Raw genomic sequence first — 17,097 nt, forward strand, 5'->3', positions numbered from 1 at the left:
CTCCGCTGCATTTTAAATAACCAAATCTCAAATAACCAAATAATCAAATAATAGTTAACTGAATATGTCTCTGACCTTTTCGAAGAAACCTTTTTCAGATTTTTCCGGGTTGGGTTTGAAGTTATCGGAAGATTGCAGTTTATCGAGCATTTCCTTTTCTTCTGAGCTGACGTGCTGTGGTGTCCAGACATTCACGTGAATGAGCTGGTCGCCTTTTTCGTAGGAATTGACAGAAGGGAAGCCCTTGCCTTTCAGTCGGAAGATTTTTCCGCTCTGGGTGCCTGCAGGTATTTTGATTTTCGCCTTACCGTCGATGGTAGGTACTTCAACGGAAGTGCCGTATACCGCGTCGGGGAAGGAGATATAAAGGTCGTAGGCTACATTGAGGCCATCGCGTTGCAGTTCAGGATGTGGTTCTTCCTCGATGAGGATGAGGAGATCTCCGGGAGCGCCGCCTCTTTCGCCGGCGTTACCTTTGCCGCTCATGCTGAGCTGCATGCCTTCCTGTACGCCTGCCGGTATGTCAATGCTAACGGTTTCCTCGCCATACATGCGCCCTTCACCTTTACAGTGGCCGCATTTGCTGGTGATGGTCTGGCCTTCACCATGGCAGGTAGGGCAGGTCGTAACGGTCTGCATCTGGCCCAGGAAGGTCTGTGTTACCTTCCTTACCTGGCCGGAGCCGCCGCAGGTGTTGCAGGACTGGAATGCGTTTTTGTCTTTTGCACCGAGGCCGCCGCAATGCTGACAGGGAACGTATTTTTTGACCTTGATTTTTTTGTTGGCGCCTTTGGCTATTTCTTCATAGGTAAGACGGATTTTTACACGCAGGTTAGAGCCACGGGTACCGCGTCCACGGCGGTTTCCACCACCACGGCCGCCACCGCCTCCGAAGAAGCTGCCGAAAATATCGTCGTTGCCGAAAATGTCACCGAAATTGGAGAAGATGTCGTCCATATTCATGCCACCACCTCCATATCCGCCACGGTTGCCATTCATACCGGCATGGCCGAAACGGTCGTATTGCGCCCTCTTATCAGGATCGCTCAATACTTCGTATGCTTCGGCTGCTTCCTTGAATTTTTCCTCAGCCTCTTTGTTGTTGGGGTTGCGGTCAGGGTGAAACTGCATCGCTACCTTACGGTACGCCTTTTTGATTTCATCCTGGGTGGAGGATTTGGCAACAACCAGTATTTCGTAATAATCTCTCTTGGTAGACATTATAATAATTACTTATTACCAGCGACTAAACACTGGTATTTGATTCAGTAAAAAAATTGGCTTTACTTCAACAATTAGCATAGGCGATTGCATATTATGCCACATCGTCACCTTATTTACCTACTATTACCTTGGCATGACGGATCAATTTGTCATTCAGGTAGTAGCCCTGTTGTAAAACATCCAGTACTTTGCCTTGCAGATCCGGCGTCGGAGCAGGAATTTCTGTAATGGCGTCGTGCAGATCCGGGTCAAAAGTGGTATGTAAGCTTTCCATAGGCTTCAGCCCTTTAGCCTGGAGGGTGTTTTTCAGTTTGTTGAACACCAGCAAAACACCATCTTTCGTAGCTGCCACATCTGTAGCCGTTTCCAGCTGTTTGGCAGCTCTTTCACTATCATCCAGCACATCCAGCAAAGATATGATAACCTCCTTGCCGGCTGTTTGCATCAATTCAATACGTTCTTTGGCAGTACGCTTGCGGAAATTGTCAAACTCCGCCTGCAGACGAAGAAACTTGTCACGCATCTCGCCCAGCTGCTGCTCTTTTTTCTGCAATTCTTCCCCTTCTTCTGCCTGTAACTCATTATTCATATGAGGAGTATCGCTAATGTTATTATCAGCATTCAAATCAGGCATGCTTTTTTCGTTTTCTCCAGCATTATTTGCCTGTCCGTTTGTCTGCATGTCTTGGTCTTTTTCTGTCATAATTGTAATGATTATCTGCAAAACATGTTTGTCAATTACTTTGCCAACCCTGAATTTGGCGACAAAAAGACAGGTGAACTTTGAATTACGAATTACTAATTACGAATTACGAATGAGGAACCCACACCTATCAGGAGGGAATTAAGAATTATGAGTTATGAGTTAAAAGCGTAGATAGAAGCGGATTAGGTATATGTTGATATAATATTATGTAATCACTAAGGTCTCCGCTTATAACTCATAATTCATAATTCTTAATTCATAATTCCCTCCTGATAGGTGTGGGTTCCTCATTCGTAATTCGCAATTCGTAATTCGTAATTACTTCTCATTACCTTTGCAGCTCCAAATACGATAAATGACAAAAGTTTTTTTAAAGAAGCAGATACAGAACAGGGTATTACTGGGGCATCCCTGGATTTTCGGGAATGAAGTAGGGGAAATCAAGGGGGATGTACAAGCCGGTGATATTGTGGATGTGTATACGCACAAAGGGTTTTTCCTGGGCAGGGGTTATATCAATCCCCAGTCGCAGATACTGGTGCGCCTGCTGACACGTGATAAAAATGAGGAAATCAATCCGGAATTTTTCTACCGCCGCCTGCTGAAATGCTGGGAATACCGGCAGAAGCTGGGGTATATTGAAAATTGCCGCCTGGTGTTCGGGGAAGCGGATGATATGCCGGCCCTGGTGATCGATAAATTCAACGATTACTTTGTACTGCAGACACTGGCCCTGGGAATGGAAAGATGGAAAGATGCCATTGTGGATGCGCTGAACCGCATTTTTTCACCCAAAGGAATTTATGAAAGAAATGATGTGCCGGTAAGGGAACTGGAAGGAATGACCCAGCAAAAAGGCTTCCTCAGCGCACCTTTTGATACCAATATCATCATCAATGAAAACGGCCTGAAGTTCCATGTGGATATCGTGAATGGCCAGAAAACAGGTTATTTCCTGGATCAGCAGGACAATCGCCGGGAAATCCAGCAGATTGTGAAGGGAGCGGATGTACTGGAAGCATTCTGCTACACCGGCACCTTCTCCTGTCATGCCGGCTACTATGGCGCAAAAAGTGTAATGGGACTGGATATTTCCGAACATGCGGTACACACTGCCCAGAGAAATGCTGCGCTGAACAACCTGCAGGATGTTTGTCAGTTCCAGGCAGTGAATGCCTTCGACCAACTGAAACAATATACCCGGGAAGACCGCAAATTTGATGTGGTAATACTGGATCCGCCGGCATTTACCAAAAGCCGTGAAAACATACAGAAGGCCGTGGTAGGCTATAAGGAAATCAACCTGCGTGGCATGAAACTGCTGAACCAGGGCGGTTTCCTCGTAACAGCTTCCTGTACCAATCTGGTATCACCTTCGCTGTTCCTGGAAACAATTGACGCTGCTGCCAGAGACGCCAAAAAACGCCTGCGCCAGGTTACTTTCCAGACCCAGGCAAAAGATCATCCGATCCTGAGAAATATTGAGAATACAACTTACCTGAAATTCCTGATCGTAGAGATCGCGTAATAGAGAAGATGGCTTTTAGCGGTTGGGGAACGACTGCTAAAAGCTATTTTACTACATTAAACTTCCCGGATTCTACCAGATTCCCGCGCTGATCGCGTAACTGAAAGATATACAAGCCGTTATAGTAGTTGTCGAGGTTAACCGTTGTTCTTCCGCCAATATTCTTTATCTGCTCAATTTTCTTACCGAGAAAATTGTACACAATAAGGTCATATACGCGGTCGTTATTATGCTGTTGAATTTCAAAGTATATGATAGAGGTAGCCGGATTGGGATAAAATTTGACAAATTTGCTACCCCCCTCCGTGGCCGGTAGGGTTTTATCGCTCTGAGCTTTACCCGCAAAAGGCAAAAAACAGAAAATAGTGATGAGAATGAGGGTAGAGGTTCTCCACATAGTATTATAAAGATAAAGATTTATTCAAATATTTTCTAATTTTCGTTTGTTAATATCAACCCCACTTTACTCAACATCTTCTTTATAAAAGTAACAAACTACAAGCCATTTTGTTATCATAACAGTTTTTTTTATGTAAAATTTAACGCTTGTTAAATTTGGATCATAAGATATTGTAAATCAATTAATTAAAATCTGGGGCAATTCAACCTTTCCAGCGTACTGTTGCGGCTGTTAAGGAAACTTTTGAACACCAGGGAGATTTCAAAGCCCCCGAATGTCTGACTGGCAGTCCTCAGTTTGGAAATATTGGTGTCATAACTCATCGCTATCTCATATCGCTCCATATCTATTTTGATCGTAGGAATCACCGCATCATTCCAGCGAAGGAACAGCCCGCCGTAAATGGCGCGCGTAGACTCCAGCCCCTCATTCATCAGCCCGTAACCAATCAGTGCCCCCCCGATATATTCAGAATAATTACCCTGATGCAGCTGATTGTAATGCGCAATGACCTTCACCCTTTCTTCTAACGGAATAGTAATACCGGCGTTGAAGGACAGTTTGGGGGATAATTCAATGTTTTTGTCATTGTAGAAGGAGATCTTCGCGCGGTTGAAATGGTAATAGGCGCCCCCGATAAAATAATTCACATCTTCTCCGATCACACTGTTGTAACTCAGCCCGAAACCAGCATCCAGATAGGTATAGCCTTTCAGTGCCAGCTTGCCCTCTTCACCGGTAGGCGCAGTAGGATCGAAACGGCCCCCCGTATACTGGTTGTTGAATGTCATATTGCTCTGATCAAACTGCCGTTGTACCACGCCGCCCATAAAACCGAGAGACAGAAAACTGCTCTTGTCTTCATTCAGTGACTTGTGGTAGTTGATAGCCGGGAATATTTGTGTGGACTGCATCCGGGAGGTGCCTGCCCGGTCGTATGTCAGCTGCAGCCCCGTTGTAATATAGTCGTTACTGTTACCTACCGGAAATTTGATTTCTCCGCTGACAGTTCCTGTCTGGTACGGAACGGTAATGCTGTTCCACTGGTTGCGGTATACCGCCTGGAAACGCACATCTCCGTTGAAAATGCCTATCAGCGCAGGATTGCGGAGTATAGGCGTTTCGTAGAACTGCGAAAGATGTATATCCTGTGCAAACAACTGCTGACAAGTAATCAGGCAGAGGAAAGTCAGAAGTATATGATTGCTGGTTTTCATGCTGGCCAGGTTGAAATTTTATCTGAGTAATGTTACGTTGCCTTTCAGGGTGAAAAAGTCATTGGTGTCGCAATAGGCTTCGATGAAATAAATGTATACATCGGCTGCCTGTGGCTTCCCGTTGAAATTGCCGTCCCAGCCGGCAGTGATATCGTCTATGTTGATTTTCTCCCGGTGGAAAACTTCCTGCCCCAGCCGGTTGAAAATGCGGAATGATTTGATAAATGCCACGCCTCTTCCCCGCGGATAAAACACCTCGTTTACCCCGTCGCCATTGGGGCTGAAGGTATTGGGAATGAACACCGCATCGGTATTGCATACCAGGTCAACAGACATAACGTCACTTTTCGTACATCCGTACTGGTTAGTGCCCGTAATGCTGTACGTCATGGATTTTCTCACGGCGGCAGTGGTAAACGGCGAAGCGGGATTATCCAGGTAATCGGCAGGCGACCATTGCCATTTTACGATATCGGAGCTGCCGTTAGCCATGAGCCTTACTATATCGCCGGCGGTGACGGTCTGGTCATTGCCGGCATTGATAGTGGGCACTGCCTTCACTGCAACTTTTACAGACAGCGGCGCACTCATCGGACAGAGCGGATCATTGGTACCGCGTACCTGGTAGGTAATATCTTCTATCGGCGTAGTAATTGGGTCTGCGATGGTATTGTTGGTAAGGCCAGTCACCGGTGTCCAGTCGTAGATGGCGGCTCCGGTGGCCTTCAGCCTGATGGAACTGCCGTAGCAGGCAAAGGTATCATTGCTGACGGTCAGGTTTACTTTAGGTACCACAGCTATATCTACAGAGTCGCGGAGCGTGCAGCCGTAAGCGTTAGCCGCTTCTGCCAGATAGCGTGTATTCGTTACCGGAGTGGCGACCGGGTCCGTACAGAAAACGCAGCTGAGGCTGGCGCCGGACAGCCATTGTACGTTACCGTCAGACTGCGCATGCAGTGTGATGCTGTTGCCTTCGCAGATTTTAGGTTGCGGAGAGGAAACACGTATATATGGCGTAGGGTTGATGGTAATGGTTTTGGTGACGGAGTCCTGGCAGTTGCGGGCGTCTGTAATCACCAGCTTCACCGGATACCCGCCGGAAGAAGTATATTTTGTGGCTGCAGGTATCTGTGCGGCGGACTTTTGCCCGTTGCCGAGGTCCCATTGCCAGGTGGCAATCGGGATATTGGGAGATGGCTGGCTGGTATTGAGGAACGTAACCGGCTGGCCTGCGCAGGTAGCGCTGTTCAGCCCGAAATCTGCTACGGGCGCCAATATCCTGATATTAGCCGTTTTAGTTACCACATCATCGCAATACGCAGGATCTTTATATTTTATGATCAGGCGGTCATCGTACACACCAGCTGCCATCCAGGTTTTGGTGTAGCTCTGGTCTGTGGTAGTATGAGAGCTGCCATCGCCAAACTGCCAGGTATAGCTTTCCACCAGGTTTACAGGCACATTGAGCACCTGATAATTGGCTTTACTGCCGCGGCAGATGGCGCTTACGCCGGTAGTGAAATCGGCCCTGAAATAATACACTGTCTGAAAGCTGCTATGGCTGCAGCTATTGCCTGTTTCTCCGACGGTAAGTCTTACCGTATAATTATCCGGCGTTGTATAGGTATGCGTGGCATCCGCTGTAGTGACTACTGGTGAGTTATCGCCGAAATCCCACTGGTAGGTGGAATTGGCGTTAGTGCCTGCAGATGTATTGGTGAAGATAAATGTGTTTTTATTGTTACAGTCGCGGGTAACAGTAAACTTTGATACCGGTCCGGTAACGTTGATGGTAGCGGGTGGGGCGGCGGTGTAACATCCGTTGCTGCCGGCTTTCATGTTAATTGTCAGCGTCCCGTTGGCGGTGAAGGCGTGCCGTATATCGTTGGTATATACTTCTTCTTTGGCGCCGTCGCCGAAGTCCCAGCTGTAGCTGTCTGCGAACCCGGCATTTGCCAGCAGGCGCACAGGTTCGCCTACGCAGGCGTTGGTGGGGGAAACGGTGAATCCTACGTTGGACGGTGGATTGCCGGTATGTATATGTTTATCGAAAGTTCTGGCGACCTGACAACCGCTGTTGGTAGTAACGGTAACGCCTATATGATAGGTGCCTGTCTGTGTATAAACATGGGAGACGTTGCTGCCTGCATTGGCGGCTGTCTGTCCGTCGCCGAATGACCAGTCCCAGGACTTCACCGGATCGTTGATACCATTGACGGAGGTGGCGGTGAGAGCCGCAGTAAAGGGCACACAACCGGAAGCAGGTGCGCTGAGCGTAATTTCCGGCAGGGATACGGTGATATAGGCAGCTTTCTTCAGCGAGGCCGTACAGCCGTTACTGTTAGTCACGGTGAGGGTTACGTCGTATATGCCCGCTTTGCCATAGCTATGCGGAACGAAGGCATTACCGGTAACTACCGGCGCGGTGCCGTCGCCGAAATCCCAGGTGCGGCTGACCGCGTTGGGGGTAGCATCAGTGAAATTGGCTGTATAGGGCTTACAGTTACTGACTACATCAGCGCTGAAAGCTACAGCGGGAGTGGCGCCTACTTCGAAGGTACGGTAATAGGCAGAGCTGCCGTTCGCATAAATGGCTTCCAGCGTTACTTTTTTAGGCCCGGAGGCGGTATAGGTAATCTGCGGATTGGGATCATGCGATGTTCTGCCGTCTCCGAAATCCCAGGAGTAGGAAACCGGATTACCGGTAGAAGTATTTCTGAAAGTGAGTGTAACAGGAGTACACATGGTGGCTGGTTCGGCAGTATAGGTGAAATCGGCCTTCTGAGCCAGCAGCAGGTTGCCCTGCACCAGGAATATCAGGAGCCCCAGGGCTCTCAGACACTTAGCCTGTAGGTATTTCATAGGATACATACCACAAATTAACGAAAAATCTATATATATTATTTTTTTGATTTTTTAACTTTTGATTTTTAGGAGATAACACCCTGATTATCTGATGAGGGTGATATTTCCTTTCATGACTACCGGTTCTCCCTTATCGCACACGATCTCTGTATAATACACAAACACATCGGGGTTGAGCAGCGTACCCTTGAAACGGCCATCCCAGCCGAATGCAGGGTCGTCGGCTGTAAATCCGCCGCGCTCAAAGATCAGTTGTCCCCACCGGTTGTAAATTCTGAATACGCGAACTGTCTGCATCCCACGGCCGCGGATATAGAATATGTCGTTCTGCCCGTCTCCGTTGGGAGAGAAGGAGTTAGGAATGAAAACATTGCCTTCATTACATACTGTTTTAATGAGTATTTCATCTGTAGCAGTACAGCCATTCTGGTTCATCACAGTTACCCGGTAGCGGGTATCCGCTTTGGGTGTTACCAGTGGCGTGAGGCAGTCCGTACAGCTCAGTCCTGTCAGTGGCGTCCATTCGGTTTTGATGATATCCGGGCTGCCGATGGCAGGGATAGTTACCGGCGAACCGACAGGAATGACCATATCGGGGCCGGCATTTACTACCGGTGAAGGATGAACGAAAACACGGGCGCGGGCGGTATCGGTAAAGCAGCCTTTATCATCATAGCCTACTACCTGGTAGGTGATGTTTTCTTCCGGGTTAGCCACTGGATCCGGCATATCCGGGCGGTCCAGCCAGGCGGAAGGTGTCCATTTGTAGCGGAGTGCTCCTCCGGCCAGCAGCTGTGCGTTCTTACCGGCGCACATCTGTGCATCCAGGGCATATATCTTAAACGGCAGGGTTACTGTCAGCTTCACCGAGGCTTCTTTCGTACAGCCGAAGCTGTTAGTAGCCACTACTTTGTACTCCGTATCTCTGGCCGGTGTAACCACTGGTGAAGGGCTGGTGGCATCAGAGATGTTGTAGGGAGTCCAGCTGACGGTTACTCCCGGCGCTGTATTGGCTTGCAGCTGTAATCCTTTACCGGCGCAGATATTGGCTGTCAGCGGTGTAGGGTTCAGCGCCGGCGCCGGATTTACAACAGCTGCGGCATTGGTGGTGGCCGGGCAGGAGCCGTCTGCATTAGTAATGGTTAAGGCAACCGGCGTAGTACCAAGGTCCCTGAGTTCTATTTCAGGAGGTGTCTGCTGATCGTACTGTTGTGTGGAACCAATCAGCCACTGCCATCTGGTATTGGGTAAATTCTTATTATCGTGGCCACGGAGCTGAATTTTACCGGAAACACAGAGCGCAGGAATAGGTTCAATAACCGGCTCCGGCTGTGGCGGCACTGTTACGGGCAGTATTTTTTTATCCTTACAGCCATAGCGGCTGGTGATCTCCAGAGATACATCATAGGAGCCGGGCCGGGGATAGTTGAAGGAGCCGTTTTCGGTTGTGGAAGTATTGGCAGGATTTCCTGTTACGCCAAAGTTCCAGCTATTGGTGAAGTTTTCGTTGCGCAGGTCTTTGGAGGTTGTTTTACTCCTGTTGGTAAATGTGATTATGCCGCCACCGCAGGCTGCTGCATTGTCTACCGTAAAATCTGCTACTGCATTATCTGCCATAATCACATCATTTCCGATTGCTTTCACGGCGCATCCCTGCGCATCTATGAGTGAAACGCGCGGCGTATAAAGCCCGGGTTTCGTATAGGTATGCGGGGGAGATACCGGTGTTTTGCTTTCCAGCACTGTACCATCGTCAAAATCCCACTGGAAGGTAACGGCTTTGTCTGCCGTAGCGGTAATGCTGACTGCCAGAGGAATACAGCCTTCGGTAGGCGTAGCGTTCAGCGTACCGTCAGGTCCCTGAATGGTTACCGGCTGCGTGGTTTCGCTGCTGCAGCCTCCGGCCGAGTATACCGTCAGTTTTACATTGTATGTTCCGGCGCGTACGTAGATATGTTCATCCGGATCGTTTTTGGTGGAGGAGCTGTTATCCCCGAAATCCCAGCGGGACGTGAGAAAATCACCGGAAGTGTTGGTGAACAGCACTTTCACCGGCGGGCACAGTTCCAGTTTGGCCGGGAAGGTAAAGGAGGCTTTCGGGTCGGGTACCGTCACCGCCTGGGTTTTGGTGATCTGATCCGTACAGCCGTTGACGGTAGTAATCTTTAGCGTAATATCATATTTACCGGGTTTGTCGTAGGTAGTCTGCGGACGTGTGCCCGTTCCCGTTGTACCGTTCCCGAAATCCCAGGTATAATCTGCAATAGTGCCGGTCGACTGATCCACGAATGTAAACGCCACATCCTTACAGGCGATCACTGCCGGCAGCAGAAAATCAGCTTTTACTTCTTCAAACCTGATATTCTTCTGTGCAGTTACCTGGCAGCCGAATTTATCGGTCGCCAGCAGGCTGATCGTATAGCTGTTGGGGTTAGTATAGGTATGGGTTGCGTCAGCGGGTCTGGCGGTTTTTTCTACCGGAGTACTGCCGTCGCCGAAATCCCACTTCCAGGAAACAATGTCATTACCGGCATCTATGGTTGATTTATCTGTAAAGGTGATAAGGGCATTTTTACAGGTAAGTCCGCTGAAATCAAAGTCTGTAGCAGGTCCGTGCACATCAATGATGACATCCGGCGCTACCCGTGTACACCCGTTTTTATCCACAATGGAAAACCTGACCGTATACCTGCCGGATCTGCGGTAGATATGATTAATACCATTCAGCGGATTCAGTGCATAGCCGGGAATATCATCAATGGCGCCATCTCCCCAGTCAAAAATATATTCATTGATATTACCGGGTGTCATGTTGCTGAGTGCCAGGTGAATGGCTTTGCCTACGCACACCCAGGGGCTTTCCGGGAACATTTCCGGTTTTTCATCGATGATGTTGATGGTGCGGGTGAATTCAGATTTACAGACACCGTTGAAAATTGTCAGCTTCACCGTTTTACTGCCGGTGGTTTTGTAATCATAGGATGGGTGCTGAAGGGTTGATGTGGCCCCGTTTTCACCGAATTCCCAGAACCATTCCCGGTGGCTGACAGGCGGCGGGCCGAAGTCAGACATATCCCTGAAATCCCGGTGATAAGGCGTAGCGCAATTCATGATAACGTTGAAATCCGCTATAGGCGGCAGTATTCTGACGAAATCCGGTTTTGTCAGCTGTACCTGGCAGCCACGGTTGATGACGATCAGCGTTACATCGTGATAGCCGATGTGCCCGAACTGATGATTAGGATTTTCTTCCGGGCTGGTGCTGAAATTATCGTCAGGCCATATCCATTGCCAGGTCATGCCGGGATCTTTGGGTTGGGTAAGATTGATAAACTGTATGGGTGTGTTGGCACAGGACTCCTTGGGTCTGGCATCGAAATCCACTACCGGCGGGTTGCCTGTGCGAATGGGAATGGTAGCATCCGCGGTACATCCGGAGGCGGTAACCACCTGTAAGGTAACTGTATAATCGCCCTGTACCTTGAATTCATGATGTGGTTTTTCTGCTGTGGAGGTGCCCCCGTCGCCGAAATTCCATTTCCAGGAAACAATCGGTTCCGTAATATCGAGAGCGGCGGTAAAGTCCACCGGCAAAGGAGTACAGCCCATCATAGCAGAAGGGGTGATGGTTAATACCGGCCTCACGATCCGTATATAATCCGGCAGCCTTACCCTTTTAGTACAGCCGTTGGCGTTAGTGGCCGTCAGCGTTACGGAATAAATACCTGGTGTATTGTAGGTATGCACCGGGTTTTCCTGGGTGGAAGTCTGGCCGTCACCGAATTCCCACAGCCATTTGTTAGCATCCGAAGACTGAGCCTGGAAGGTGGTAGTAAACGGCGCTTTACAGGAAGTTTGCGGAGTGGCCACCGGGTTGATAACCGGCGCGCCATTCGCATGAACCGTCTGGCTTACTTCCTGGGTACAGATGCCCAGTGATGCCTGCATCCGGATGGTGTAATCTCCTGGTGTATTAAAAGTATAAGTCGCATCCGGGGAGGATTGCAGGCTACCATTAGGCATAAACCAGGTAACTGCATCCGGTGCGGGGGTGGTGGTATTTTTGAACGTCACCGCTTCGCCCGTGCAGGCGGGGGTGAAAGTGAAAGCGGGTTTTATCTGCTGTATCACAATATAGTCCTGCTTCAGCAGCGGTTTGCTGCAGCCCAGGGAGGTGACGGCTTTCAGCGTAACGCTGTATTTTCCTTCCTTCGTATATACGTGTGTGTTAGCCGTTCCGGTGGTACCATCTCCGTAATCCCAGACATAGGTCACCGGATCGGGAGAGTTATTCACCGTAGTGTTGAAAAAGTTGACGGTAAACGGCGTAGTACAGCTTTGCGTTTTATCAGCTGTAAATGAAGGCAGCGGAGCTTCCTGCACTTTGATTGTAATGGGGTCGCTGGTGGTTTTACAGCCTTGTGTGTTGTAGACGATACTGGTAACGTTGAAAGCGCCGCCGCCGGCGAATTCATATGAAGCGCCGGTGGCAGGTGGTTTAATAGTAGTACCACCGCCATCGCCGAAGGACCAGGTAATACTTTCAATGCTGCCATCGCCTGGTGTGGAGCGGTCCGTGAAATCCACCTTCAGCGGAGCGCAGCCCTGGGTATTACTTACCGTGAAGTTTACCACCGGCAGGCGGAATACGGTAATATCCATGGTATGTGAAACCTTACGGCCGCCATAATCGGCGGTGAGGGTTACCGGGTAGGTATTCGGCGTATTGAATATCCTGGACGGCGCCGGGTTGTTACTAACGTTGGCGCCTACACCGAAACTCCATTCATAGCTGGAATATCCCGGGTCAAGCGTGGCATTAAAGTTGACGGTAAAAGGCGGACAGCCTTTGGTCTGATCCGCAGTGAAGGATACTTTCTGCGCCTGTGCAAGGAAAGTACAGCATATCATGAGCAGCAGACTGCAGGTAAACAGCATGCAGCGGACAATCCTGGTGTAAAAGTTACGGCTTTTCATTTGGCATGGGATAACCCTTTCGGGTTTGGTTCATAGGTATATTCAAAGTATAAAAATAGTGATTATGTTTGTAAAAGGCCCGCTTTTATCTATGTGATTGAGCCGCCGTAACTTAGCTGATAACAAATGGAAAATACAGACCTTACATACTGGGATAACCGCTATCTGACAGGAGACACCGGCTGGGACATGGGCCGGGTATCGCCGCCGTTGCAGGCATATATAGATCAGGTGGAAGACAGGAATTTACGTATACTCATTCCCGGAGCCGGCAACAGCTATGAAGCTGCCTGGTTGCAGGAACAGGGTTTCCGCCATGTAACGGTGATAGATATTGCACCGTCGCTGATAGCGCAGCTGCGGCAAACCTTTGCCGGTACAGCCGTACAGGTACTGGAGGCGGACTTTTTTACGCATGCCGGTACTTACGACCTGGTGCTGGAGCAGACTTTCTTCTGCGCCATTCCGCCATCGCAGCGGGAAGCCTACGTGAGGCATATGCATACGCTGATAAGGCCCGGCGGGCGCCTGGCGGGTGTTTTGTTTGACCGCACCTTTACGCAGGAAGGGCCTCCGTTTGGTGGCAGCAAAGAAGAATATGAGCAATTGTTTGCTCCCCTGTTTACATTTAAAACGCTGGAAAGATGCTACAATTCACATCCGGCAAGGCAGGGCACAGAACTGTTTATTAACTTTATTCCGATATAAAAACTATGCGCAGACTTATTTGGGCTTTAGCACTGCTGCTCGCAGGTAACGCAGCCATGGCACAGGCGGTAGATCCAGCCACTTTCTCCAAAGGTATACAACAACCCGGTGTACAGGTATTTGACGTACGCACACCAGCGGAATTCAATACCGGACATCTTACAAACGCCCTGCAGGCGGATTATACAAAGAAGGAAGAATTTAATGAACGGGTGAAGTACCTGGACAGGCAACGTCCGGTTTATATCTACTGTCTCAGCGGCGGCCGCAGCAACGCTGCCGCCAAATGGATGCGTGACAATGGTTTCCGGGAAGTAGTAGAACTGGATGGGGGGATCAATGCCTGGAAGAATGCCGGCCAGCCACTTACCGGCGGTGGCGCTCCCCGTCCGCAAATGATGATAGATACCTATCAGGCCTCCATTGCCAAAGGATGGGTACTTACGGACGTAGGCGCTGCCTGGTGCCCTCCCTGCCGGCAGCAGGAGCCGATCCTGGAAAAATTCCTGGCAGCCCGTAAAAACATTACCCTCGTAAAAGTAGACGGAGGCAACGACACCAATGTAATGAAAGCCATTTCCGCCAAAGGACTCCCCACGCTCATCCTCTATAAAGACGGAAAAGAAGTATGGCGGAAGCAGGGGGGTGCAACGGAAGCTGAATTGGAAAAGGCTTTACGTTAATTACGAATTACGAATTGCGAATTACGAATGAGGAGCGGAGACATCAGCGGATAAAGAATTTACTTCTTCGCTGATGTCTCCGCTCCTCATTCGTAATTCGCAATTCGTAATTCGTAATTATCATACTAATCTTAGTCCACCATGAATTTCTGCTTCGCATACTGCAGGAAGGCGCTGAATTCAAGCTCCTTACCGGTTACCTTTTTGCAGAGTTCATTGGAAGTGTAGAATCTTCCGAATGGGTGGATGCTGGTGCGCAGCCATTCCAGGAGCGGCTGGTAGTTGCCGGCGATGATGGCGGCATCGAGGCCGGGAACCTGTTGCTGAGCGGCGGTGAAGAACTGTGCGGCATAAAAGCTTCCCAGAGAATAGGTGGGGAAGTAGCCGAAGCTGCCGTGCGACCAGTGTATGTCCTGCAATACGCCCTGAACATCGTCAGGAACCGTAACGTGCAGGTATTGTTGATAGTAGTGATTCCATACTTCGCGGAGGTCTTTGGTCTGTATTGTTCCTTCCATCAGTCCTTTTTCAATTTCGTAGCGGATCATGATGTGGAAATGATAAGTCAGCTCATCAGCTTCCGTGCGGATGAGAGAGGGCTTTACCAGGTTGATGGCGTGGTAGAAGTCCTGCAGACTTACGTTACCGAGGTTTTCCGGGAAGCGTTGCTGCAGCTGCGGGTAATGATATTGCCAGAAGTTCAGGCTGCGGCCGACGTTGTTTTCCCAGAGCCGGGATTGCGATTCATGAATACCCAGGCTGGTGGCTTCGCCGCAGGGCAGCCCATATTGTTCTGCAGGCAGACCTTGTTCGTAGAGGGCATGGCCGCCTTCATGGATGCAGCTCCAGGTCATGTTGCCGAAATCATTTTCATCGATGCGGGTGGTTACGCGTACGTCCTGCGGGTTGAAGCTGGTGGTGAAGGGGTGCTCTGAAATATCCTGGCGGCCGGCTTCCAGGTCGTATCCCATTTGTTTCAGGAGGTCTATGCCCAGTGCCCATTGCTTGTTCCGGTCATAGTGGAGGTGCAGGAAGTCTTTGTTTACGGGCGGCTGTTGTTCAATTTGTGCCAGCAGCGGGGACAATGCCTGTTTTACATCCCGGAAGATGGTATCAAGCATGGTGGTGGTGGCGCCTTTCTCATATTCGTTCAGGAGAGCGTTATAGGGATGCCCTTCGTATCCCAGGATGTCGGTTTCCTGTTTTTTCAGGTCAACCATGCGGGCCAGTACCGGTTCGAAGATGCGGAAGTCGTTGGCTTTGCGGGCTTTGATCCAGGCGTGGTAGCACTCATTGGTGGTCTGCGACATTTTCGCGACAAATTCAGCCGGATATTTTTTATTCTTTTCGTAATCTTCCAGTGACAGCGAGATGTTTTTCTGCTGTACCGCATCCAGTTCAGGGTGCCGGCGCAGCTGGCCGAGCAGGTCCCCCAGTTCTTTTTCCGTGAACAGTTCATGCGCAATGGTGCTGAGGGTCGTCAGCTGCTGTCCTCTGAAAGCGGCGCCTTTGGCGGGGAGGTAGGTTTCCTGATCCCAGCCTAAAACAGCCATCGCGTTTCTCACATCCGCAATTTTTTGCATCTTTGACTGGTAACCGGTATATAGTTCTGCTGTAGATTTGCTTCCTGACATAAGGTTGTTTTTTTGCAAATGTAAGTAAGACCCGGTTGAACCATTAACTTCTCCGATATGAAAATTAAAGAGATTATACAGGCGCTCGAAGCATATGCGCCGTTGCAGTACCAGGAAGGCTATGACAATGCAGGTCTTATCTTCGGCGATGCCGGCCGGGAGGTGACAAATGTACTGCTGACGCTGGACGCCACAGAAGAAGTGATCGATGAGGCAATAGCCAGGGGATGTAACCTGGTGGTAGCGCATCATCCTATTGTTTTCGGCGGACTGAAGAAAATTACCGGGAAGACATATGTAGAGCGGGTAGCTATCAAGGCTATCAGGCATGATATAGCTGTGTATGCCGCGCATACCAACCTGGATAATGTACGCAACGGGGTGTGCGCTGAGATGGCTTCCAGGCTGGGATTGACAGACTGCAGGGTATTGCAGCCCAAGACCGGGTTGCTGAAGAAGTTATACACATTTGTGCCGGAGGCAGATGCCGAAAAGGTGAGGGCAGCCCTGTTTGCAGCAGGAGCCGGGGATATCGGCCGGTATAGCGAATGCAGCTTCAATGCCGCCGGACAGGGCACTTTCAGGGGAGGGGCAGATACCCATCCCTATGTGGGCAAACCCGGTGAAAGACATTTTGAGGCAGAAATAAAGTTGGAAGTGATTTTTCCGGTATATTTGGAATCCGGTATTTTGCAGGCTTTGCGTAACAGCCATCCGTATGAGGAAGTCGCCTTTGATGTGGTAACGCTGGACAATGCTTACCAGGAAGTAGGTTCAGGGCTGATAGGGTTGTTACCGGAGATGATGGACGAGATGGATTTTCTGCGGTTTGTGAAGGAGCAGTTCCGGGCGGGATGCGTGCGATATACCCCTTTACGGGGGCGTCAGGTGAAGAAAGTGGCCTTATGCGGCGGTTCGGGAAGTTTCCTGCTAAAGCGGGCCATCAGTGCCGGGGCGGATGCCTACATTTCTGCTGATTTTAAATACCATGAATTTTTTGATGCTGATAATCAAATAGTTATAGCAGATATTGGACATTTTGAGAGCGAGCAGTTTACAGTGGAATTATTTTATCATATATTGACTGAAAAATTCCGTAATTTTGCGCCTCTTAAATCTACGATTAAAACAAACCCGGTAAATTATTTATAATAC

11 protein-coding genes are annotated in these 17,097 nt (G+C 49.5%); 4 read left to right on the forward strand and 7 right to left on the reverse strand.

All coding sequences use genetic code 11. The annotated features are described in order from the left end of the window. Positions 1-54 precede the first annotated feature (54 nt). Both dnaJ and GWG06_RS04305 read right to left on the reverse strand, forming a co-directional pair. Complete coding sequence (gene dnaJ / locus GWG06_RS04300) at positions 55-1,221, reverse strand: molecular chaperone DnaJ (protein ID WP_127044608.1); 1,167 nt, start codon at positions 1,219-1,221, stop codon at positions 55-57. A gap of 112 nt (positions 1,222-1,333) precedes the next feature. Beyond that, positions 1,334-1,858 (reverse strand): nucleotide exchange factor GrpE, encoded by a 525-nt coding sequence (locus tag GWG06_RS04305; protein WP_235938138.1) that lies wholly within the window; start codon positions 1,856-1,858, stop codon positions 1,334-1,336. Between the two features lie 427 nt (positions 1,859-2,285). On the opposite strand from GWG06_RS04305, the gene GWG06_RS04310 reads away from it, so the two are divergent. Continuing rightward, on the forward strand, positions 2,286-3,458 hold the full coding sequence (locus GWG06_RS04310) for a class I SAM-dependent rRNA methyltransferase (protein WP_127035095.1): 1,173 nt from the start codon (positions 2,286-2,288) through the stop codon (positions 3,456-3,458). 43 nt (positions 3,459-3,501) lie between these two features. Here the strand turns inward: GWG06_RS04310 and GWG06_RS04315 are convergent, their stop codons facing one another. From GWG06_RS04315 to GWG06_RS04330, 4 genes are all read right to left on the reverse strand, one after another. After that, positions 3,502-3,855, reverse strand: a complete 354-nt coding sequence (locus GWG06_RS04315) for a T9SS type A sorting domain-containing protein (protein ID WP_127035097.1) — start codon at positions 3,853-3,855, stop codon at positions 3,502-3,504. 188 nt (positions 3,856-4,043) lie between these two features. Continuing rightward, positions 4,044-5,075, reverse strand: coding sequence for a PorP/SprF family type IX secretion system membrane protein (locus GWG06_RS04320; protein WP_127035099.1), 1,032 nt, complete (start codon positions 5,073-5,075; stop codon positions 4,044-4,046). A gap of 18 nt (positions 5,076-5,093) precedes the next feature. After that, positions 5,094-7,937 carry a PKD domain-containing protein gene (locus tag GWG06_RS04325; RefSeq protein ID WP_160711549.1) on the reverse strand — a complete coding sequence of 948 codons (2,844 nt, stop codon included), beginning with the start codon at positions 7,935-7,937 and terminating at the stop codon, positions 5,094-5,096. A gap of 87 nt (positions 7,938-8,024) precedes the next feature. Next, positions 8,025-12,917 carry a PKD domain-containing protein gene (locus tag GWG06_RS04330; protein ID WP_160711551.1) on the reverse strand — a complete coding sequence of 1,631 codons (4,893 nt, stop codon included), beginning with the start codon at positions 12,915-12,917 and terminating at the stop codon, positions 8,025-8,027. A gap of 126 nt (positions 12,918-13,043) precedes the next feature. On the opposite strand from GWG06_RS04330, the gene GWG06_RS04335 reads away from it, so the two are divergent. Then, positions 13,044-13,625 carry a methyltransferase domain-containing protein gene (locus GWG06_RS04335; protein ID WP_160711553.1) on the forward strand — a complete coding sequence of 194 codons (582 nt, stop codon included), beginning with the start codon at positions 13,044-13,046 and terminating at the stop codon, positions 13,623-13,625. 5 nt (positions 13,626-13,630) lie between these two features. After that, complete coding sequence (locus GWG06_RS04340; protein WP_160711555.1) at positions 13,631-14,308, forward strand: rhodanese-like domain-containing protein; 678 nt, start codon at positions 13,631-13,633, stop codon at positions 14,306-14,308. A 131-nt stretch (positions 14,309-14,439) separates the two neighbouring features. Here GWG06_RS04340 and GWG06_RS04345 read toward each other — a convergent pair whose 3' ends face one another. Beyond that, a complete protein-coding gene (locus GWG06_RS04345; RefSeq protein WP_160711557.1) occupies positions 14,440-15,942 on the reverse strand; it encodes a carboxypeptidase M32 in 1,503 nt (500 codons plus the stop codon). A gap of 57 nt (positions 15,943-15,999) precedes the next feature. Between GWG06_RS04345 and GWG06_RS04350 the strand changes: the two genes are divergently transcribed. Beyond that, on the forward strand, positions 16,000-17,094 hold the full coding sequence (locus GWG06_RS04350) for a Nif3-like dinuclear metal center hexameric protein (protein WP_160711559.1): 1,095 nt from the start codon (positions 16,000-16,002) through the stop codon (positions 17,092-17,094). Positions 17,095-17,097: the final 3 nt, after the last annotated feature.

Origin of the sequence: Chitinophaga solisilvae (genome assembly GCF_009928525.1) — a bacterium.
Taxonomy (GTDB): Bacteria; Bacteroidota; Bacteroidia; order Chitinophagales; family Chitinophagaceae; genus Chitinophaga; species Chitinophaga solisilvae.

Excerpts from the sequence above, each read along its gene's own strand:
- dnaJ (WP_127044608.1), bottom strand. The coding sequence starts at position 1,221 with ATGTCTACCAAGAGAGATTATTACGAAATACTGGTTGTTGCCAAATCC.
- GWG06_RS04305 (WP_235938138.1), bottom strand. The coding sequence starts at position 1,858 with ATGCCTGATTTGAATGCTGATAATAACATTAGCGATACTCCTCATATG.
- GWG06_RS04315 (WP_127035097.1), bottom strand. The coding sequence starts at position 3,855 with ATGTGGAGAACCTCTACCCTCATTCTCATCACTATTTTCTGTTTTTTG.
- GWG06_RS04325 (WP_160711549.1), bottom strand. The coding sequence starts at position 7,937 with ATGAAATACCTACAGGCTAAGTGTCTGAGAGCCCTGGGGCTCCTGATA.
- GWG06_RS04330 (WP_160711551.1), bottom strand. The coding sequence starts at position 12,917 with ATGAAAAGCCGTAACTTTTACACCAGGATTGTCCGCTGCATGCTGTTT.
- GWG06_RS04345 (WP_160711557.1), bottom strand. The coding sequence starts at position 15,942 with ATGTCAGGAAGCAAATCTACAGCAGAACTATATACCGGTTACCAGTCA.
- GWG06_RS04310 (WP_127035095.1), top strand. The coding sequence starts at position 2,286 with ATGACAAAAGTTTTTTTAAAGAAGCAGATACAGAACAGGGTATTACTG.
- GWG06_RS04340 (WP_160711555.1), top strand. The coding sequence starts at position 13,631 with ATGCGCAGACTTATTTGGGCTTTAGCACTGCTGCTCGCAGGTAACGCA.
- GWG06_RS04350 (WP_160711559.1), top strand. The coding sequence starts at position 16,000 with ATGAAAATTAAAGAGATTATACAGGCGCTCGAAGCATATGCGCCGTTG.
- GWG06_RS04335 (WP_160711553.1), top strand. The coding sequence starts at position 13,044 with ATGGAAAATACAGACCTTACATACTGGGATAACCGCTATCTGACAGGA.
- GWG06_RS04320 (WP_127035099.1), bottom strand. The coding sequence starts at position 5,075 with ATGAAAACCAGCAATCATATACTTCTGACTTTCCTCTGCCTGATTACT.